This window comes from Stutzerimonas sp. R40042 (assembly GCF_026642215.1).
Lineage (GTDB): Bacteria > Pseudomonadota > Gammaproteobacteria > Pseudomonadales > Pseudomonadaceae > Stutzerimonas > Stutzerimonas frequens.
In genome coordinates this window covers 2,744,526-2,765,403 of record NZ_CP113258.1, presented here as the reverse complement: position 1 = coordinate 2,765,403, position 20,878 = coordinate 2,744,526, and the positions used below count along the sequence as shown (strand labels likewise).

Annotated in this window: 15 protein-coding genes; 9 read left to right on the top strand and 6 right to left on the bottom strand. The window is 64.4% G+C overall.

All coding sequences use genetic code 11. The features are described 5' to 3' along the window. The first annotated feature begins 60 nt into the window (after positions 1 to 60). The 8 genes from OUY36_RS12935 (at position 61) to OUY36_RS12900 (ending at position 10,686) form a co-directional block, all read left to right on the top strand. On the top strand, positions 61 to 948 hold the full coding sequence (locus tag OUY36_RS12935; protein ID WP_063541006.1) for an NAD(+) kinase: 888 nt from the start codon (positions 61 to 63) through the stop codon (positions 946 to 948). After that, the gene (locus OUY36_RS12930) at positions 948 to 1,919 is read left to right on the top strand and encodes a metallophosphoesterase (protein ID WP_253751260.1); all 972 of its coding nucleotides are present in this window, start codon (positions 948 to 950) and stop codon (positions 1,917 to 1,919) included. The genes OUY36_RS12935 and OUY36_RS12930 overlap by 1 nt, the downstream gene beginning before the upstream one ends. Next, complete coding sequence (locus tag OUY36_RS12925) at positions 1,916 to 2,776, top strand: rhomboid family intramembrane serine protease (protein WP_125867817.1); 861 nt, start codon at positions 1,916 to 1,918, stop codon at positions 2,774 to 2,776. Before OUY36_RS12930 ends, OUY36_RS12925 begins: the two co-directional genes overlap by 4 nt. A 71-nt stretch (positions 2,777 to 2,847) precedes the next feature. Beyond that, positions 2,848 to 3,126, top strand: coding sequence for a YeaC family protein (locus OUY36_RS12920; protein WP_200595236.1), 279 nt, complete (start codon positions 2,848 to 2,850; stop codon positions 3,124 to 3,126). Beyond that, on the top strand, positions 3,126 to 3,965 hold the full coding sequence (locus OUY36_RS12915) for a DUF2797 domain-containing protein (RefSeq protein WP_267934566.1): 840 nt from the start codon (positions 3,126 to 3,128) through the stop codon (positions 3,963 to 3,965). The genes OUY36_RS12920 and OUY36_RS12915 overlap by 1 nt, the downstream gene beginning before the upstream one ends. Before the next feature lie 280 nt (positions 3,966 to 4,245). Then, positions 4,246 to 6,906 carry an aminopeptidase N gene (gene pepN / locus OUY36_RS12910; RefSeq protein ID WP_267934564.1) on the top strand — a complete coding sequence of 887 codons (2,661 nt, stop codon included), beginning with the start codon at positions 4,246 to 4,248 and terminating at the stop codon, positions 6,904 to 6,906. Between the two features lie 410 nt (positions 6,907 to 7,316). Beyond that, complete coding sequence (locus OUY36_RS12905; RefSeq protein ID WP_063541012.1) at positions 7,317 to 8,315, top strand: WD40/YVTN/BNR-like repeat-containing protein; 999 nt, start codon at positions 7,317 to 7,319, stop codon at positions 8,313 to 8,315. A gap of 16 nt (positions 8,316 to 8,331) precedes the next feature. Further along, complete coding sequence (locus OUY36_RS12900) at positions 8,332 to 10,686, top strand: efflux RND transporter permease subunit (RefSeq protein WP_110776627.1); 2,355 nt, start codon at positions 8,332 to 8,334, stop codon at positions 10,684 to 10,686. A 75-nt stretch (positions 10,687 to 10,761) separates the two neighbouring features. Here the strand turns inward: OUY36_RS12900 and cobA are convergent, their stop codons facing one another. From cobA to nirB, 4 genes are read right to left on the bottom strand one after another with little or no spacing between them, the layout of a single operon-like run. Then, positions 10,762 to 11,499: a uroporphyrinogen-III C-methyltransferase gene (gene cobA, locus OUY36_RS12895; RefSeq protein WP_267934561.1), complete on the bottom strand. Its 738-nt coding sequence runs from the start codon at positions 11,497 to 11,499 to the stop codon at positions 10,762 to 10,764. Positions 11,500 to 11,524: 25 nt separating this feature from the next. Next, positions 11,525 to 14,230, bottom strand: a complete 2,706-nt coding sequence (locus OUY36_RS12890) for a nitrate reductase (protein WP_267934559.1) — start codon at positions 14,228 to 14,230, stop codon at positions 11,525 to 11,527. A gap of 44 nt (positions 14,231 to 14,274) precedes the next feature. Continuing rightward, entirely contained in the window at positions 14,275 to 14,604 is a 330-nt protein-coding gene (gene nirD / locus OUY36_RS12885) for a nitrite reductase small subunit NirD (protein WP_200595223.1), read from the bottom strand. A 24-nt stretch (positions 14,605 to 14,628) separates the two neighbouring features. Beyond that, on the bottom strand, positions 14,629 to 17,094 hold the full coding sequence (gene nirB, locus OUY36_RS12880; protein WP_267934556.1) for a nitrite reductase large subunit NirB: 2,466 nt from the start codon (positions 17,092 to 17,094) through the stop codon (positions 14,629 to 14,631). Positions 17,095 to 17,586: 492 nt separating this feature from the next. On the opposite strand from nirB, the gene OUY36_RS12875 reads away from it, so the two are divergent. Further along, the gene (locus OUY36_RS12875; RefSeq protein ID WP_015276770.1) at positions 17,587 to 17,895 is read left to right on the top strand and encodes a hypothetical protein; all 309 of its coding nucleotides are present in this window, start codon (positions 17,587 to 17,589) and stop codon (positions 17,893 to 17,895) included. A gap of 3 nt (positions 17,896 to 17,898) precedes the next feature. Here OUY36_RS12875 and OUY36_RS12870 read toward each other — a convergent pair whose 3' ends face one another. Beyond that, a complete protein-coding gene (locus OUY36_RS12870) occupies positions 17,899 to 19,572 on the bottom strand; it encodes a bifunctional protein-serine/threonine kinase/phosphatase (protein WP_267934554.1) in 1,674 nt (557 codons plus the stop codon). A 67-nt stretch (positions 19,573 to 19,639) separates the two neighbouring features. Next, positions 19,640 to 20,851: a nitrate/nitrite transporter gene (locus OUY36_RS12865; protein ID WP_267934552.1), complete on the bottom strand. Its 1,212-nt coding sequence runs from the start codon at positions 20,849 to 20,851 to the stop codon at positions 19,640 to 19,642. Positions 20,852 to 20,878: the final 27 nt, after the last annotated feature.

Genomic DNA, 20,878 nt, shown 5'->3' with positions numbered 1-20,878 from the left:
GTTAACTTTCGGGCGTTGCGACGCCCGCAACCATCCGCCCAGCCACACCAGGGAGCGTCAATGGAGCAATTCCGCAATATCGGCATCATCGGCCGCCTGGGTAGCTCCCAGGTGCTGGATACCATCCGCCGGCTGAAGCGATTTCTCGTCGAGCGCCATCTGCATGTGATTCTGGAGGAGAACATCGCCGAGGTCCTGCCCGGGCATGGCATGCAGACCTCGTCACGGCAGCGGCTGGGTGAATCCTGTGATCTGGTGATCGTGGTCGGCGGTGATGGCAGCCTGCTCGGCGCTGCGCGGGCAATGGCCAAGCATCGGGTGCCGGTGCTGGGCATCAACCGCGGCAGCCTCGGCTTTCTCACCGACATCCGCCCGGACGAGCTGGAAGAGAAGGTCGCCGAGGTGCTCAACGGCCAGTACACCCTGGAAAACCGTTTCCTGCTCGAGGCCCAGGCGCGCCGCTTCGATGAGCCGATCGGGGAGGGCGACGCACTCAACGACGTGGTGCTGCATCCGGGAAAATCCACGCGCATGATCGAGTTCGAGCTGTACATCGACGGCCAGTTCGTCTGCAGCCAGAAGGCCGACGGCCTGATCGTGGCGACCCCGACGGGCTCCACCGCCTATTCGCTTTCCGCCGGCGGGCCGATCATGCACCCGCGCCTGGACGCCATCGTAATCGTGCCGATGTACCCGCACACGCTGTCCAGCCGGCCGATCGTGGTCGACGGCAACAGCGAGCTCAAGATCGTGGTGTCGCCGAACATGCAGATCTATCCGCAGGTGTCCTGCGACGGCCAGAACCATTTCACCTGTGCGCCCGGTGACACCGTGACCGTACGCAAGAAGCCGCAGAAGCTGCACCTGATCCATCCGCTGGATCACAACTACTACGAAGTGTGCCGGACCAAGCTGGGCTGGGGCAGTCGCCTCGGCGGAGGCGATTGATGCAGCTTGATCCCGAGCGTGGCTACGACCTGATCGGCGACATCCACGGCTGTGGCCATGCACTGGCGCGGCTGCTGGATCAGCTGGGCTACCGTCAGCAGGGCGGAGTCTGGCGACATTCACGCCGGCAGGTGATCTTCCTCGGCGACATCATCGACCGCGGTCCGCATATTCGCGAGGCGCTGCATCTGGTTCATGGGATGGTCGAGCACGGCCAGGCGCACTGCATCATGGGCAACCACGAGTTCAACGCGCTGGGCTGGTACATGCCCGCGCCGCCGGGAAGTGGCCGGGAATTCGTGCGTGCGCACTCGCCGCGTTTCGCACGCCTGCTGCAGGAGACGTTCGAGCAGTTCGAACACTATCCGGACGAGTGGCAGGCCTTCCGCGACTGGTTCTACGAGTTGCCGCTGTTCCTGGAAACCGAACGTTTCCGAGTGGTGCATGCCTGCTGGGACAGCAGCGTGATCGCGCGCCTGCGCCCGCTGCTCGACGATGGCCGGATCAACCCGGCGCTCCTGCGCGAGGCCGGACTGCCGGGTACCTTCATCTGCCAGGCGCTGGATCGGCTGCTGCGCGGCACCGACATGCCGCTGCCCGAGGGCATGACGCTGACCAGTGAGGAAGGCTTCGTGCGCACCTTCTTCCGCACCAAGTTCTGGGAAGAGAACCCGCAGACCTACGGTGACGTGGTATTCCAGCCCGATGGCCTGCCGGAGCATGCGGCGCGCCTGCCGCTGTCGCCGCAACAGAAGAATCGGCTGTTCCTTTACGGGCCGGACGAGCCGCTGCTGTTCGTCGGCCATTACTGGCGCCGCGGCCAGCCGGGGCCGCTGCGCGGCAACCTGGCCTGCCTGGACTACAGTGCGGTGAAGAACGGCAAGCTGGTGGCCTATCGGCTGGACCAGGAAACGCGCCTGGACCCGGCGAAGTTCGCCTGGGTCGAGGTCTGCGCGGTGTTCCGTCCATGAGTGTCGCGGTGAGCGAAGCGCTGCGCCTGCCGCTGTCGGAAGACCTCAGCGGCTTCATCGCGCTGCTGCGCCGCCTGCGCGTGCCTTGCCGGGTTTCGGAAGAGGGCGATCAGCAGGTGCTGCGGGTACCGAGCGAGGTGGTCGAGCAGGTGCGCGACCTGTATTCGCGATACCCGCATGGAGACGACAGCGTGGTGGCCGAGCAGCCCCGGCGGCGCGGCGGTTTCGTCGCCGCCTTGCGCGCCAGCCCGCTTACCGCGGCGATGCTGCTGATCACTCTCGTGGTTGCCGGGATCACCCTGCTCGGCGAGAACTTTGCCACGATCCGCTGGTTGAACTTCGTCGACTTTCGCATCGACGGCGAGTATGCCTACTTCGCCACGCTGGAGCAGAGCCTCGCGGCCGGCCAGTGGTGGCGACTGATCACGCCGATCTTCGTGCACTTCGGCATCCTTCATCTGGCCATGAACAGCATGTGGTACTGGGAGCTGGGGCGGCGTATCGAAGCACGTCAGCGTGCCTGGATGCTGCTGGCGCTGACCGTGCTGTTCGGCCTGGTATCCAACTTCGCCCAGTATCTGTTCGGTGGGCCGGGCATCTTCGGTGGCCTGTCCGGTGTGCTCTACGGTCTGCTCGGTCATTGCTGGCTGTATCAGAAGCTTGCACCGAACGAGGCCTACCGGCTGCCGCCCGGCGTCGTGGTGCTGATGTTGGTGTGGCTGGTGATTTGCCTGACCGGCGTCATCGAGGTGCTCAGCTTCGGCGCGCTGGCGATCGCCAACGCGGCGCATGTCGGCGGGCTGGTCGCCGGCTGCCTGACCGGTGTGATTGGCGGCACGCTGGCGCGGCGCCGCTAGCGGGCTGTCGCGCTTTTCCCTAAAGCGCGACAGCCCGGTAGAATGGCCGCTCGTTTCCCCCGGAGCTGGCCATGTCGACCTTTATCCAAACCGCCGAAAACATCACCCCCGAAATCTACGCGAGCCTCAAGCAGGCCCTCGAACTGGGCAAATGGGCTGACGGCCGCAAGCTGACCCCCGAGCAGAAGGAAACCTGCATGCAGGCGGTGATCGCCTGGGAGATGAAGAATCTTCCCGAGGAAGAGCGCACCGGCTACATGGGTGGCCAGGAATGCGGCTCCAAGAGCAAGAAGGCCGAGGCCGCCATCGACACCAGCCTGTTCACACCGGCTTCCGGAACCCGCCACTGATGCTGGAGCTCGGACGCGGCGCGCTGGAGAAGATGTCGGTTCAGCTCGAATCGGGCGTGCCTGTGCAGTACGCCTTTCGCCTCGGCGAAGGACTGGTGCCGGTCAACCCGCTGATCGGTCGGCAGGTTCGGCTGGAATACCTGGGTGCCATCCACTGCACCCACTGCGGGCGCAAGACCAACAAGAGCTTCAGCCAGGGCTACTGCTATCCCTGCTTCAAGAAGCTGCCGCAATGCGACGTCTGCATCATGAGCCCGGAAAAATGCCACCACGACTTCGGCACCTGCCGTGATCCGCAATGGGGCATGGACTTCTGCATGACCGACCATGTGGTCTACCTGGCCAACTCGTCGGGCATCAAGGTTGGCATCACCCGCGCCACCCAGCTGCCGACCCGCTGGCTCGACCAGGGTGCGAGCCAGGCGCTGCCGATCATGCGGGTCGCCACCCGTCAGCAATCGGGCATGGTAGAAGACCTGCTGCGCAGCCAGGTCGCCGATCGCACCAACTGGCGCGCGCTGCTCAAGGGCGACGCCGAGCCCATCGACCTGATCGAGATGCGCGAGCGGATCTTCGATGCCTGCGCCGTCGGGCTGCAGGATCTGCAGCAGCGCTACGGCCTGCAGGCGATCCAGCCGGTCGCCGATGCCGAGGTGGTGGAGATCCGTTATCCCGTGGAGGCCTACCCGACCAAGGTCGTCAGTCTCGATCTGGACAAGACGCCGGTGGTCGAGGGCACGCTGCTGGGCATCAAGGGTCAATACCTGATCCTCGATACCGGCGTGATCAATATCCGCAAGTTCACCGCCTACCAGGTGGCCGCCAGCGCCGCCGCGTAGGGTGGATGACGGCGCAGCCTTGTCCACCGCAGGGCAGGACACAGTGAGTGCATACGGTGGATGTAAGAAGCGACACCACTCTACGGAGCTAAGGGTTGCCGGCTCAAGGATGAGCCGCCGGGGCAATCGCGTGGAAAAGGCTGCGCCGTTTTCCACCCTACAAGTCCGCCGCGACAGGCGCTAAGCTCGAACTCAATCGCAGCCCGGGTTCCCCGGGCTGGCACCATCGCCATATTCCCGCTTGAAGCGTGCCGCTTGAAGCTCAGTCGACGAGGTTTCCATGCGTACCGAACAACCGAAAGTCATTCATCTGAAGGATTACCAGGCCCCCGAGTACCTCATCGATGAAACCCACCTGACCTTCGAGCTGTACGACGACCGCACCCTGGTGCACGCCCAGCTGGTGATGCGCCGCAATCCCGAGCGCCCGGCCGGCAAGCTGCCACCGCTGGAACTGCACGGCCAGGAGCTTGAGCTGCTGTCCATCACGCTGAATGACCGCGCGCTGGGCCTGGGCGACTACCAGATCAGCGAAGACTGCCTGACCCTGCAGCCGGACAGCGACAGCTTCGTCATCGACAGCTCGGTGGTGATCCACCCGGAAACCAACACAGCGCTGGAAGGGCTGTACAAGTCCGGCAGCATGTTCTGCACCCAGTGCGAGGCCGAGGGCTTCCGCAAGATCACCTATTACCTCGACCGCCCGGACGTGATGAGCAAGTTCACTACCACGGTGAGCGCTGAACAGAAGGCCTACCCGGTGCTGCTCTCCAACGGCAACCCGATCGCCAGCGGCAGCGAAGATAACGGTCGCCACTGGGCGACCTGGGAAGACCCGTTCAAGAAACCGGCCTATCTGTTCGCCCTGGTGGCGGGTGACCTCTGGTGCGTCGAAGACAGCTTCACCACCATGAGCGGGCGCAACGTGGCGCTGCGTATCTACGTCGAGCCGGAAAATATCGACAAGTGCCAGCACGCCATGGACAGCCTGAAGAAGTCGATGAAGTGGGACGAAGAGGCCTATGGTCGCGAGTACGACCTGGACATCTTCATGATCGTCGCGGTCAACGACTTCAACATGGGCGCCATGGAGAACAAGGGCCTCAATATCTTCAACTCCAGCGCCGTGCTGGCGCGCGCCGAAACCGCGACCGATGCTGCGCACCAGCGCGTCGAGGCCATCGTCGCCCACGAATACTTCCACAACTGGTCGGGCAATCGCGTGACCTGTCGCGACTGGTTCCAGCTGTCGCTCAAGGAAGGCTTCACCGTCTTCCGCGATTCGCAGTTCAGCGCCGACATGAACTCGGCGACGGTCAAGCGCATCGAGGATGTCGCCTACCTGCGGACCCACCAGTTCGCCGAGGATGCCGGCCCCATGGCGCACTCGGTGCGCCCGGAATCCTTTATCGAGATTTCCAACTTCTACACCCTGACCGTCTACGAGAAGGGTGCCGAAGTGGTACGGATGATCCAGACGCTGCTAGGTGAAGAAGGCTTCCGCAAGGGCAGCGACCTCTATTTCGAACGCCATGACGGCCAGGCCGTGACGGTCGACGATTTCGTCAAAGCCATGGAAGACGCCAACGGTGCCGATCTGAGCCAGTTCAAGCGCTGGTACAGCCAGTCCGGCACGCCGCGTCTGGCCGTCAGCGAGCAATACGACGAGGCGGCGAAGACCTACCGCCTGACCTTCCGCCAGAGTTGCCCGCCGACACCGGGCCAGCCGACCAAGGAGCCGTTCGTGATTCCGGTGGCGCTGGGCCTGCTTGCCGCCGATGGTTCGGACATGCCGCTGCGTCTGGACGGTGAAGCCTCCGCCGTCGGGACCAGCCGCGTGCTGGCGGTGACCGAAGCCGAGCAGACCTTCACCTTCGTCGACGTCGCCGAGCGCCCGCAGCCATCGCTGTTGCGTGGCTTCTCCGCGCCGGTAAAGCTGGATTACCCGTACAACCGCGACCAGCTGATGTTCCTCATGCAGCATGATTCCGATGGCTTCAACCGCTGGGAAGCGGGTCAGCAGTTGTCGGTGCAGGTGCTGCAGGAGCTGATCGGTCAGCATCAGCGCGGTGAAGGGCTGACGATGGACGAGCGCCTGATTTCGGCGCTGCGCACCGTGCTGCAGAACGATGGGCTGGATGCGGCGATGGTCGCCGAGATGCTCTCGCTGCCGGGTGAAGCCTACCTGGCTGAGATCAGCGAAGTGGCGGACGTGGACGCCATCCATGCCGCCCGTGAGTTCGCCCGCAAGCGCATCGCCGACGCGCTGTTCGAGCCGCTGTGGCAGCGCTACCAGGCCAATCGCGAAACCTCGCGCAACACACCCTATGTCGCCTCGGCCGAACATTTCGCCCGTCGCGCCCTGCAGAACATCGCATTGTCGTACTTGATGCTGAGCGAAAAAGCCGAAGTCGTGGAAGCCTGCCTGGAACAGTTCGAGCAGGCCGACAACATGACCGAGCGCCTGACCGCACTGGCCGTGTTGGTCAACTCGCCGTTCGAGGCCGAGCGCGACAAGGCGCTGCAGGCCTTCGCCGAGCACTTCAAGGACAACCCGCTGGTCATGGATCAGTGGTTCAGCGTTCAGGCCGGCAACCCGTTGCCCGGTGGGCTGGAGCGGGTGCAGACGCTGATGCAGCACCCGGCGTTCACCCTGAAGAACCCGAACAAGGTGCGTGCGTTGATCGGCGCCTTCGCCAACCAGAACCTGGTCAATTTCCACCGCGTCGATGGCGCCGGCTACCGCTTCCTCGCCGACCAGGTCATCACCCTCAACGCGCTGAACCCGCAGATCGCCTCGCGCCTGCTGGCACCGCTGACCCGCTGGCGCAAATACGACAGCGCCCGCCAGGCGCTGATGAAGGGCGAGCTGGAGCGCATCCTTGCATCCGGAGAGCTGTCCAGCGATGTCTACGAAGTGGTGAGCAAGAGCCTCGCCTGATTCGATAAGGCCGATCGTGCAATGCGATCGGCCTTTCTTTTGCGAGAGCCTGTTCCCTGGCGCTATCCAGGAGAACAAGCCTTCCTGCGTATCGTGACCATCCACTGGCGCCTCGCGTCGGATCGTCACTGCGCGCGCGAACGAGGCGGCCGGCCATACTGGCCACTGGCCCAATCAGCCTGGCTGATCATGCGTCAATCATTGCGTGAGAGTTAACAATTCATAACGTCCGGCCAATTGTGCCTGCCCGCGGAAGCTGGCTAGGATGGCTGCGCCTGTATCTCAGGCCTTACCTAATAAGAATAAAGGGGGTATGTATGAGTGAGCCCGTTCAGCGGCGCACACTATCCGGCCGCGCCGAGGTTCCAAGCCAGGCGAGGGCGTCGCGTCTTCACTCATCGGTTGCCGGCATGCTTTCACTGTGCGGCGCCGTTTCGCTCCTGTTGCTGGCAGCAACGGCACCAGCCCAGGCCGCTACCGACGGCCAGACCCGCTACTCCATCGAGTCGGCGAAAGCCGTATCCAATCTTCTGCTCGACATCGCCCAGGCTGGTGAACGCCTCGTTGCCGCGGGCGATCGGGGCCACATTCTCTATTCCGATGACGACGGCGCCAGCTGGACGCAGGCCAAGGTGCCGACGCGTCAGCTGCTGACCGCTATCGACTTCGTCGACGACAAGCACGGCTGGGCGGTGGGCCACGACGCGCTGATCCTGGCCACCGCCGACGGCGGTGAGAGCTGGACGGTGCAGTACGAGGATCGCGAACGCGAGGCACCCTTGCTGGACGTCTGGTTCGAAGACACCCAGCACGGCATCGCGGTAGGCGCCTACGGCGCGCTGCTCGAAACCATCGATGGCGGGCAGAGCTGGGAGGACATCAGCGAGCGCCTCGACAACGAGGACGGTTACCACCTGAACGCCATCGCCCATATCCAGGGCTCGGGCCTGTTCGTGGTTGGCGAACTGGGCGGCATGTTCCGTTCCTCCGATCTCGGCGAAACCTGGGAGCGCGTCGAGTCGCCATATCAGGGTTCGTTCTTCGGGGTGGTCAGTGGTTCGGAGCCGGGGGTTGTGGTTGCCTTCGGTCTGCGCGGCCACCTGTTCCGTTCCGTCGATTTCGGCGACAACTGGGAACGCATCGAGCTCAGCAACGGTAACGGCAATGTGCTGGAGTCCGGGCTGGCCGACGGCAATCTGCTGCGCGACGGGCGCATCGTGGTGGTCGGCCATGGCGGTGCGGTGCTCACCAGCGACGATCAGGGCCGTAGCTTCAAACTGTTCAATCGTCCCGACCGCCGTTCGCTGTCGGGCGTTACCTCCGATTCCCAAGGCAACCTGATCCTGGTAGGGCAGGGTGGTGTTCGCATCGCCTCGCCATCGGGCGCGGATCTGGCCCCAAAACAATAAAGCCGGGAGAGTCTGCATGACCAAGCACCAACAGAAGCCGGCGTCGTTTCTCGAACGCCTGATATTCAATAACCGGCCGGCAGTCGTCGTACTCTGCCTGCTGATCAGCGCGTTCCTGTTTTATCAGGCGGCCCAGGTTCGGCCCCAGACCAGCTTCGAGAAGATGATCCCGCTGGGGCATCCGTACATTCAGAAGATGCTCGAGCACCAGAACGACCTGGCCAACCTCGGCAACACCGTGCGGATTTCGGTGGAAGCGGTGGAGGGCGACATCTTCTCCAAGGAGTACATGGAGACGCTGCGGCAGATCCATGACGAGGTGTTCTACATCCACGGCGTCGACCGCTCGAACATGAAGTCGTTGTGGAGCCCGAGCGTGCGCTGGACCGAGGTTACCGAGGAGGGCTTCGCTGGCGGCGAAGTGATCCCGCAGACCTACGACGGCTCGCCCGAAAGCCTGGATGACCTGCGCGACAACATCCTCAAGTCCGGCCAGATCGGCCGTCTGGTGGCGAACAACTTCAAGTCGAGCATCATCGATGTGCCGCTGCTGGAATCCTACCCGGACCCGGAAGACCAGAGCCGGCAGATCAAACTGGACTACCAGAAGTTCTCCCACGAGCTGGAAGAGAAGATCCGCGAGAAGTACCAGGCACAGAACCCTAACGTGAAGGTGCACATCATCGGCTTCGCCAAGAAGGTCGGTGACCTGATTGACGGGCTGGTTGGCGTGGCGCTGTTCTTCATCGTCGCCATCGGTATCACCTTCGTGCTGCTGCTGTGGTTCACCCGTTGTCTGAAGAGCACCATCGCGGTGCTGATCACGACGCTGATCGCGGTGGTCTGGCAGCTCGGCCTGCTGCATACCCTCGGCTTCGGGCTAGACCCCTATTCGATGCTGGTGCCGTTCCTGGTATTCGCCATCGGTATTTCCCACGGCGTGCAGAAGATCAACGGGATCGCCATGGCTTCGGGCTATACCGAAGATCCGGTGACGGCAGCACGCATGGCGTTCCGCCAGCTTTTCATTCCGGGAATGGTGGCGTTGCTGTCCGATGCGGTGGGTTTCGTCACCCTCCTGCTGATCGATATCGGTGTGATCCGCGAGCTGGCCATCGGCGCTTCGCTCGGTGTGGCGGTGATCATCCTGACCAACCTGATCCTGCTGCCGGTGGCGATCTCCTACATGGGGATCAGCCAGAAGGCGATCAAGCAGGCCCGCGAAGAGGCCTCGCGCGATCATCCTTTCTGGCGCGCGCTGTCGAACTTCGCCAGCCCGAAAGTGGCGCCGATTTCCATCACCATTGCCGTGGTCGCCCTGGTTGGTGGTCTCTGGTACGGACAGAACCTGAAGATCGGCGACCTCGACCAAGGCGCACCGGAGCTGCATCCGGACTCGCGCTACAACCTGGACAACGACTTCGTCATCCGCAACTACTCGACCAGCTCCGACGTGTTGGTGGTGATGGTCAAGACCGCGCCAGAAGGCTGCTCGCACTACGACACGCTCGCCGCCATGGACGAGCTGATGTGGAAGATGCAGAACACCGAGGGCGTGCAGTCGGCGGTATCGATGGTGTCGGTGGCGCGCCAGGGCATCAAGGGCATGAACGAGGGCAGCCTGAAATGGGAGACGCTGTCGCGTAACCAGCATGTGCTGAACAACTCCATCGCCCGTGCTGAAGGGATGTACAACAGCGACTGCTCGCTGGCGCCGGTATTGGTGTTCCTCAACGATCACAAGGCCGAGACGCTGGAACACGTGGTGGCCGCGGCAAAGGACTTCGCCGAGGAGAACAACCGCGAAGGTCTGGAGTTCGTGCTGGCCTCGGGCAACGCCGGGATCGAGGCGGCCACCAACGAGGTTATCGCCGCGTCGGAAACCACCATGCTGATCGCCGTCTACCTGGCGGTGAGCATCATGTGCCTGCTGACCTTCCGCTCGCTGGCCGCGACGCTCTGCGTGATCCTGCCGCTGGTGTTGACATCGATCCTCGGCAACGCGCTTATGGCCTTCATGGGCATCGGGGTGAAGGTCGCCACGCTACCGGTGATCGCGCTGGGCGTGGGCATCGGTGTGGACTACGGGATCTACATCTACAGCCGCCTGGAGACCTTCCTGCGTCAGGGGATGACCCTGCAGGAAGCCTACTACCAGACGCTGAAGTCCACCGGCAAGGCGGTGATCTTCACCGGCATCTGCCTGGCGATCGGTGTGGTGACCTGGGTGTTCTCGGCAATCAAGTTCCAGGCCGACATGGGTCTGATGCTGACCTTCATGTTCCTCTGGAACATGGTCGGCGCGATCTGGCTGCTGCCGGCCCTGGCTCGCTTCCTGATCAAACCGGAGAAGCTGCGTCAGAAAGCGTGATGATCACGTCGTAACGAAAACCGCGGCCCTGGGGCCGCGGTTTTTTTATGGGTTTCTTACGCAAGACAGCTACGCTCAGGCGCTCTGGCTTACCGCCTGGAACGCAGCCTGCGCGGCGACTTCGCCGATCACCAGAATCGCCGGGCTCTTCAGCTTGAAGGTCAGGGCATCTCGGCACATGTCGGCGAGGCTCGAACGGCATTCGCGTTGCTGCGGCAGCGAAGCGTTCTCGATCATCGCCACTGGCGTCGAAGCGGCAAGGCCACCTTCCAGCAGCCCGACCTGTACCTGCTCCAGCTTGCTGACCCCCATGTACACCACCAGCGTGGTGCCGCTTTTGGCCAACGCCTGCCATTCCGGGCTGCTGTCGTCGAGCGTGTGCGCCGTGACCAGGGTGACGCCGCGGGCCACGCCGCGCTGGGTCAGCGAGATGCCGCATTGCGTGGCGCCGGCCAGGCCGGCGGTGATGCCGTTGACCAGTTCGACCTCGATGCCGCGTGCCGCCAGCCATTCGGCCTCCTCGCCGCCACGGCCGAAGATGCATGGATCGCCACCCTTGAGGCGCACCACGCACTTGCCCTGGCGGGCGTAGCGCAGCATCAGCCGGTGGATGAAGGCCTGCGGCGTCGAGCGGCAGCCGCCGCGCTTGCCCACGGGGATGATGTGGGCATTCGGGCAGTGTTCGAGCACGGCGGGATTGACCAGGTCATCAATCATCACCACCTGTGCCTCGCCCAGCGCGCGCACGGCCTTGAGGGTCAGCAGTTCCGGGTCGCCAGGGCCGGCGCCTACCAGCCAGACTTTTGCGCTCATGGGGTAATCCTCGTCTTGGTTGGTATCAGAGAAGTGCGCGTTCCGGCTGGTGGGCCAGCAGGCGCTTGAGTTCGGGCACGCAGGAGCCGCAGCTGGTGCCACAGCCGAGTTCCTGCTTGAGGCCGGCCAGATCGAGACCGCGCTCGATGCCAGCGCAGATCGCGCTCTGGCTGACGTTCAGGCAGTTGCACAGCGTGCGGTCGGTTCCGACCTTGGCATTCCCCGGTGGCGCACTGAGCGGCGCCAGCAGCCAGCGGCGCAGTTCGGCGTCCGCACTGCCGCTTTCCCAGAGCCCGCGCAGCCACTGCCGGGCGGCGGTTTCGCCGGCCAGGCGCAGGGCGACGATGCGGCCGTCCTCGATGCGTACGCGCTTGCCGACTGCACGACGCGGGTCGTCATAGGCCAGCACCGGGCCGTCGTCGAGGCCGAGCAGGCGGTCGATGGCATCCAGTTCGGCAGCGGTTGGCGCCACGTCGCGGGCGGCGCGGATCAGTAATGCCGAACGCTCGCGACCACCGAGGCTGAAGCTGGCGTAGTCGAACGTTTCGAACAATGGCCGCAGCGCCTCGAAGCGTCGCTGCACATCGCCCTCAACCAGCGCGAAGAATTGCCAGGGCAGTTCGACTCGTTCGACTTCGATGCCGGCGTGCTTGAGTTCAGGCTGCTTCGACAAAGGGTCGACGCTGGCCAGGGTCAGGACGTTGCTACCCAGCCCCTTGAGAAAGCGATCGCCCCAGTGCATCGGCAGGAACGCCTGGCCGGCGCGCAGGCTGTCGTCCTTCTGCACAGGCAGGATCAGGCTGCCGCGCCGGCTCTTCACCTTCACCAGCTGGCCGTCCAGCAGACGCCGGCGACGCATGTCCTCGGCGTTCATGCCAAGCAGTGCTTCCTCGACATGGCCGAACAGCCGCGCCGCGGTGCCGGTGCGGCTCATGCCGTGCCACTGGTCTCGCAGCCGGCCGGTATTGAGCGTCAGCGGGTAGCGCGCCTCGCGCTTTTCCTTCGGCGCCTGGTAGTGCTCGGCGATGAAGCGCGCACGACCATTGGCAGTGGGAAACACACCGTCACCATACAGCCGCGCGGTGCCCTGTTGGCTGCCCGGCGGGAATGGCCACTGCTGCGGACCGAGGGTGTCGATCAGTGCGTAGCTCAGGCCGCTGTAGTCCAGATCGCGGGCCGCGGTGAGCGGCTTGTACTCCTCGAACAGCGCCTCGGCATTCTCGAACGCGAACAGGCTCGGCTCGCCGGGGCGCAGGCGACGTTCCAGGCGTCGGGCGAAATCGCAGGTGATCGCCCAGTCCGCACGGGCTTCGCCGGGCGCCGGCACGGCGCGACGCACATGGCTGATGCGGCGCTCGGAGTTGGTCACCGTGCCTTCCTTCTCGCCCCAGCTCGCGGCCGGCAGCAGAAGGTCGGCGTGGCGGCAGGTCTCGGTGGTGAAGAAGGCTTCCTGCACAACGATGAAGGGGCAGGTGGCCAGGGCCTCATGGACTTTTTGCTGGTCCGGTAGTGACTGCGCCGGGTTGGTACAGGCGATCCACAGCGCCTTGATATTGCCTGCACGCACCGACTCGAACAGCTCGATGGCGGACAGGCCAGGCTGTTTTGGCAGCTGCTCGACGCCCCAGTAGTCCGCGACTTCGGCACGGTGTTCGGCGTTGGCCGCTTCGCGGTGACCGGGCAGCAGATTGGACAGGCTGCCGGTCTCACGACCGCCCATGGCGTTCGGTTGGCCGGTGAGCGAGAAAGGCCCGGCGCCCGGCTTGCCGATCTGCCCGGTGGCCAGGTGCAGGTTGATCAGCGCGCTGTTCTTGGCGCTGCCGGCAGTGGACTGATTCAGCCCCATGCACCACAGGGAGAGGAAAGCAGGCGCGCTTCCAATCAGCCGCGCACAGGTTTGCAGATCATCTACCGGGATGCCGCAGAGGTCGGCGACCATCGCCGGGGTGTAGTCGCGCACCAGGCTTTTCAGCGCATCGAAGCCCTCGGTATGCGCATCGATGAAGCGGCGGTCGATCCAGCCTTCCCACATGAGGATATGCAGCAGGCCGTGGAACAGCGCGACATCGGTGCCGGGCAGGATCGGCAGGTGCAGATCGGCCAGCTCGCTGGTGTCGGTGCGCCGCGGGTCGACGACGATGAGGGTCATCTCCGGTCGCTTCGCCTTGGCCTCTTCCAGGCGGCGAAACAGTACCGGATGCGCGTAGGCCATGTTGCTGCCGGCGATCAGCAGGCAGTCGGCCAGCTCGATGTCCTTGTAGGAGCAGGGTGGGGCGTCGGCGCCCAGGCTGCGCTTGTAGCCGACCACCGCCGAGGACATGCACAGCCGCGAGTTGGAATCCAGGTTGTTGGTACCGACCAGGGCGCGGGCCAGTTTGTTGAAGGCGTAGTAGTCCTCGGTCAGCAGCTGGCCGGAGACATAGAAGGCGACGCTGTCCGGCCCGTGTTCGCGGATGGTCTCGGCGAATACGCTGGCCGCATGCTCCAGCGCGCTGTCCCAGTCGGTTCGGCCGCGGGCCAGGCCCTTGCCCAGACGCAGCTCAGGGTAGAGCGCGCGGGCCCCCAGGTCGCCGGTCAGGTGCAGGGTCGAGCCCTTGCTGCACAGCTTGCCGAGGTTGGCCGGATGGCTGGGGTCGCCGGCCACGTCGAGGATGCGCTCGCCGTCGTGCTCGATCAGCACGCCACAGCCGACTCCGCAGTAGCAGCAGGTCGAGGCGGTTGTCATACGCATGGCGTCGTCTCCTGGGGAAAAGGTGCTGGTCAACTGCGGTGTGCTCAGGCCGCGCATTCCTTGCGCGGGTTCAGCGAAAGCTGCACGCGCCCGTTCTCGACGCGAGCTTCGTGGCGATGTGCACAGCCGACGTCTGGGGCCAAGGCATCACCGCTGGCCAGATCGATCTGCCAGTTGTGCAGCGGGCAGGCAACCTGCTTGCCGTAGACGATCCCCTGCGACAGCGGCCCGCCCTTGTGCGGGCAGCGGTCGTCGAGGGCGAAGACCTGATCGTCCGCGGTGCGGAATATCGCAATATCACCCTTGGGGCCGGCGATGATGCGCGAGCCAAGCGGGTTGATCTCATCCAGTGCACAGATATCGAGCCAGTTCATGCGGTGTTCCTCCAGATCAGGTGCTCAGGCGTTTTCCAGCTGCTTGACGGCGATACGGTCGAATTCCTTCTTCAACTGCGGCTTGGAAAGCTGCTCCTGCCACGGGTCCTGCTCGAAGGAAAGCGAGAACAGCAGTCGCTGGTGCAGCGCCTTGCGCCGCTCGGCATCGTTCAGCACGGCCTGTTTGATGTGATCCATGCCGACGCGCTGCAGGTAGTGCACGGTGCGTTCGAGGTAGAAGGCTTCCTCGCGGTAGAGCTGGAGGAACGCCAGGCTGTATTCCATGACCTCCTCGGCGCTCTTCACCTTGACGAAGAACTCGCCGGCCTCGGTCTTGATGCCGCCGTTGCCGCCGATATACAGCTCCCAGCCGGAGTCCACACCGATGATGCCGACGTCCTTGATGCCGGATTCGGCGCAATTGCGCGGGCAGCCGGATACGGCCAGCTTGACCTTGTGCGGCGACCACATGTTGAACAGCGCGTGTTCCAGGTCGATGCCCATCTGCGTCGAGTTCTGCGTACCGAAGCGGCAGAACTCGCTGCCGACGCAGGTCTTCACGGTGCGGATGGATTTGCCGTAGGCGTGACCGGAGGGCATGTCCAGGTCTTTCCAGACGCCCGGCAGGTCTTCCTTGCGGATGCCCAGCAGGTCGATACGCTGGCCGCCGGTGACCTTGACCATCGGCACCTGATACTTGTCCGCCACGTCGGCGATGCGCCGCAGCTCGGCGGCGTTGGTGACACCGCCCCACATCCGCGGCACCACGGAGTAGGTGCCGTCCTTCTGGATGTTGGCATGGGCACGTTCATTGATGAAACGCGACTGCGGGTCGTCCTTGGCCTCGCCCGGCCAGGTGGAGATCAGGTAGTAGTTCAGCGCCGGGCGGCAGGTGGCGCAGCCGTTCGGCGTGCGCCATTCCATGAAGGCCATGGCCGCGGGAATGCTGGTCAGATGGTGTTCGCGAATGGCCTTGCGCACCTGGCCATGGTTGAGATCGCTGCAGCCGCAGATGGCTTTTTCGCTCTTCGGCTTGACATCGGCCGCGCCGCCCACGGTGTTGATCAGGATCTGTTCGACCAGCCCGGCGCAGGAGCCGCAGGAACTGGCGGCCTTGGTGTGCTTTTTCACCTCGTCCACCGAGAACAGCCCGTGCTCCTGGATCGCCTTGACGATGGTGCCCTTGCACACGCCGTTGCAGCCGCAGACTTCCATGTCGTCCGGCATGGACATGGCCTTGCTCTGGCCCTGGTGGCCGGCGTCGCCGATGGCGCCTTCGCCTAAGCCGGCCGCGCCAAACATCAGATGGTCGCGGATCTGCGCGACGTTCTGGCCCTCGCGGACCTGGCGGAAGTACCAGCCGCCATCGGCGGTGTCGCCATACAGGCAGGCGCCGACCAGCACGTCGTCCTTGATCACCAGCTTCTTGTACACACCGCCGATGGGATCGGAGAGGGTGATGGTCTCGGTGCCTTCGCCGCCGATGAAATCGCCAGCGGAGAACAGGTCGATGCCGGTGACCTTGAGCTTGGTCGAAGTCACCGAGCCGAGATAACGGGAAAAGCCGAGCATGGCCAGGTGGTTGGCGCAGACCTTGGCCTGTTCGAACAGCGGTGCGACCAGGCCGTAGGCGGTGCCGCGGTGGTTGGCGCATTCGCCGACAGCGTAGATGCGCGGGTCATAGGTCTGCAGGGTGTCGTTGACCAGGATGCCGCGGTTGCACGGGATGCCGGCCTGTTCGGCCAGTTCGCTGTTGGGGCGGATGCCGGCGGCCATCACCACCAGGTCGGCGGGGATCACTTCACCGTCCTTGAACTTGACCGCGCAGACCCGGCCTTCGTCGTTGCCGATCAGCTCGGCTGTCTGCTTTGGCAGCAGGAACTTCAGGCCGCGGCTTTCCAGGGCGCTTTGCAGCAAGGTGCCGGCGGTCTTGTCCAACTGGCGCTCCATCAGCCAGTCACCGATGTGCACCACGGTCACATCCATGCCACGCAGCTTGAGACCGTTGGCCGCCTCCAGGCCGAGCAGGCCGCCGCCGATGACCACCGCGTGCTTGTGGGTCTTGGCGGTTTCCATCATCACCTGGGTGTCGGCAATGTCGCGGTAGCCGATCACCCCCTGCAGGTCCTTGCCGGGAATCGGCAGGATGAATGGGTTGGAACCGGTGGCGATGAGCAGGCGGTCGTATTCCGCCTCACTGCCGTCATCGGCGATGACCCGGCGTTTGACGCGATCGATCTTCACCACCTTGCGGTTGAGCATGAGGCGGATGTCGTTCTCGGCGTACCAGTCCAAGTCGTTGAGTACGATCTCTTCGAACTGCTGTTCGCCGGCCAGTACGGGGGAGAGCAGGATGCGGTTGTAGTTGGGATGCGGCTCGGCGCCGAACACCGTGATGTCGTAGAGCTCGTTGGTGAGCTTGAGCAGTTCCTCGAGGGTTCGCACGCCGGCCATGCCGTTGCCGATCATCACCAGTTTGAGTTTCTTCATGCCCGTTCTCCGTGCCAAGCGACGTCTGCCGCCCGGCCTGCTCGAAATTTTTCAACAACAAAAAAGGCGTCCCACCGGTTACCCAGTGAGGACGCCTTTGTCCATGTCCCGCTCAGTCGGGAAACCTGCCGCTCCACGTTGAGGGTCAGGTCGTAATGATTCTTCGAGGTTCTGCTTTGCAGAGGCTGTGCCAACTTGCGATTGCGCCGGTTTTCAAGGGCTTGAGCGCCTGCTGTGAAGTGGCCCTGACCGATCAGTTGCACCGATATGCAGCGGCTTGCGCCCTGATGGTGCGAATCCGCCTTGAGATCGACTCCGAAAAACGCCGTTGACAGGCTGCGGCCAGCTTTCTAAAGTTTCGCCCATGCGCCGATTTAGTCAGCTACTTGCGGGGCGCCTGGAGCCGATGGCTTCGAAATACCGCTAAAGCGCTGGTTCCGGTGTCGCCTCCCACCGCTGCCCAGCGGAATCCTCGAGGCGGAAGTTGAATTGATGAACGCAAAGCACGCCCAGTTGCGCCTGGCCCCGATCACCAGCGGCCTGCACCCCAGCAATCCGAAAATCCTGCTGGGTGGTACTCACCAGCCATCCCTGTTGCGCTACCTCGAAGGTTGGCCGCGACGTCATCGCAAATCCCGCGCCCTGCTTATCCAGTTCGCCACGGCCGACGAGTCGCTGGCGCGTTTCGCCACCGACAGCTTCGATCTGGCGGTGATTCAGGCACCGACCGCTGAGCGCCTGGAAGAATGCGTGCGCGAGCTGACCCGGGTGGCGCGCCAGGGGCTGATTACCCGGCGCTGAGCGTCACGCGCCTTTCATCAGCAGTACGATCAGTAGCAGATTGAGTAGCAGCGACAACAGCGCCATGCCGCGCCAGACCTTCAGCGGTTCGCGTTCGAGGAGCGGGCGTGGTCGAAGACTGGCGCTGCGCTGTTCGCCCTGTTCCAGCTCAAGCAGCCATTGCTCGGCGGTCTCGAAGCGCTGCCGTGGATCGACCGCCACCGCGCGGCCAAGACTTTCCTCCAGCCAGTTCGGCACGTCCGGGCGATAGCGGCTGGCCGGTGTCGGATTGCCGAAGCGCGGACGCTGGAAGGCTTCGATCTCGCCGTATGGGTAGTGCCCGGTCAGCAGGTAATAGAGCGTCACGCCGGTCGCATAGAGATCCTGCGCTGCGCTGGGTTCGACTCCCGTAAATGCCTCCGGGGCAATGAAACTCGGGGTTCCGGGCAGTTGATTGGGCAGGTCGCGGGACAACCCGGGGCAGAACGCCAGGCCGAAATCCAGGATGCGCAGCTCGCCGTCCTCGCCCAGCAGCAGGTTCTCCGGCTTGATGTCGCGGTGCAGGATATTGCGCCGATGCAGCATGCCTACCGCGCGGATCAGCCGGGAGGCGACCTGTAGCAGATCGGCCAGTGGCAGGGGACCGTCCCGCTCGAAGCGTCGCGCCAGGGTCGTCCCGCTGTACTCACGCTGCACGTAATAGAGGTGTTGGCGTTCTGGTAGCGGATGCAGTTCGGCGAAGTTGCGCCCGGCGACCCGACGCATGAACCACTCTTCCTGCAGCAACGCCGGCCCGGCGTCCGCCTCGTCCTGCCGGCTGGGTGGCAGCGTCTTCAACAGCCAGGCCTGGCCTTGAGCATCATGCACTTGGTAGATCAGCGACTGCCGCGACTCGTGCAGCAGTGCATACACCTGCCAGCCCTCGAACAGCTGGCCGGGGCGCAGCTTCGGCGGCAACGGCCAGTGATCGAGCTGGGCGAGGGCATCGGCCAGCACCGCTTCGGGCAGCGCCTCGACGCGCAGCAACAAGGCACTGGCGTTGTCCTGGCTGCCGCTCTGGTGCGCCAGATTGACCAGCGCTCGTGCCGCGGCGCCGAGGTCAGGTTGATCGTGCAGGATATGCGCGATGTCGCGCTCGGGGACGAAGGACCAGACACCGTCGCTCAGCAGCAGGTAGCTTTCGCCTTCCTGCAGCTCGCCGTCGAGGTAGTCCATCACCAGGTGTTGATCCAGCCCCAGCGCACGCTTGAGCACATGCTGCATGCCCGACTGTTCCCAGACGTGATCTTCGCTGAGTCGCTCGAGCTGCGAGCCGTTCCAGCGGTAGGCGCGGCAATCGCCGACATGGGCCAGGGTGAAGCGCCGACCCCGCAGCACCAGCGCGGTGAGGGTGGTCAGCAGTGGCTGACTGCCGCCGTTGGCCTGCAGCCAGCGGTTGTGCGCCACCAGCACGCGATCCAGCGATTGCGCGACGGCCCAGGTTTCCGGTGTCGCGTAGTAGTCGAAGGCCAGCGCCTGCAAGGTCGCCCGCGCGGCCAGTCCGCCATCGGCGCACTGGCTGACGCCATCGGCCAGGGCGAACAGGTAGCCCTTGCCGGTCGCCAGCCCGGGCGCCGGGGTGACGATGCGTATCGCGTCCTGGTTTTCCGCGCGCGGGCCGGCGGCGCTGGCCTCGCCGTAGCTCAGTTGCAGGGGCATGGTCGTTCTCGAATGACTGCGTACTGCAGTAGAGCAATATTCGCGCCCTGCAGGATCTGCTTGGGCATTACACTCGCGCCGCGGTCACAGCCGCCGAACCCCAGGTGGTGCGCCAGCGACGCTTGACGCCATGCAGGCCGAACCAGGCCAGCACGCCGAGGCTGGCGAACAGCCAGAGGCCGAGCTGGTAATCACCGGTGGACTGCTTGACCGCGCCCAACCCGGCGGTGAGCAGAAAGCCACCGATACCGCCGGCCATGCCGACCAACCCGGTCATCACGCCAATTTCCTTGTTGAAACGCTGCGGCACCAGCTGGAACACAGCACCGTTTCCGGCACCGAGGCTGAGCATGGCGACCACGAACAGCGCCAGGGCGGCCGTGGAACTGGGCAGGTTGAAGCCAACCGCGGCGATACAGATGGCAGCGACCGTGTACATCACCAGCAGCGCGCGAATGCCGCCGATGCGGTCGGCCAGGGCGCCGCCCAGTGGCCGCAGCAGGCTGCCGGCGAACACGCAGGCGGCGGTGTAATAGCCGGCCTTGACCGGGTCGAAGGCGTACTGGTCGTGGAAATAGCCGGGCAGGGTGCTGGCCAGGCCGAGGAAGCCGCCGAAGGTCACGCTGTAGAAGAACATGAACCACCAGCTGTCGCGGTCGCCCAGTGCCTTCATGTAGTCGGCCAGCGACTTCGGCGCCGGGCGGTTTGGCGCATTCTTCGCCACGCTGGCGAAGATGATCAGGGTGAGGACCAGCGGGATCAGCGCCAGGCCGAATACGTTGTTCCAGCCGAAGATGGCTGCCAGGACCGGCGCGAACAGGGCCGCCAGCACGGTGCCGGAGTTACCGGCACCGGCGATGCCCATGGCCTTGCCCTGGTGCTCGGCCGGATACCACTGAGAGGCCAGCGGCAGCGCCACGGCAAAGGAGGCACCAGCCATGCCGAGGAACAGGCCGAGCAGCAGCGCCTGCTCATAGCTGTTGATGCCGTGCAACCAGGCCACCAACAGGGCAACGATGACCACGCTCTGGCCGAACAGCCCGGCGGTCTTCGGCGAGGTGCGGTCGGCGAGGACGCCCAGCACCAGGCGCAACACGGCGCCGGCGAGGATCGGTGTGGCGACCATGAAGGCGCGTTGCTGGGTGGTCAGGCCCAGGTCGGCAGCGATCTGCACGCCGAGCGGGCCGAGCACGTACCAGACCATGAAGCTCAGGTCGAAATAGAGAAAGGAGGCAAACAGGGTCGGCGCGTGGCCGGCTTTCCAGAAAGTTGTGCTCATTGGATCGACTCCAGGGCGTACGTGGCG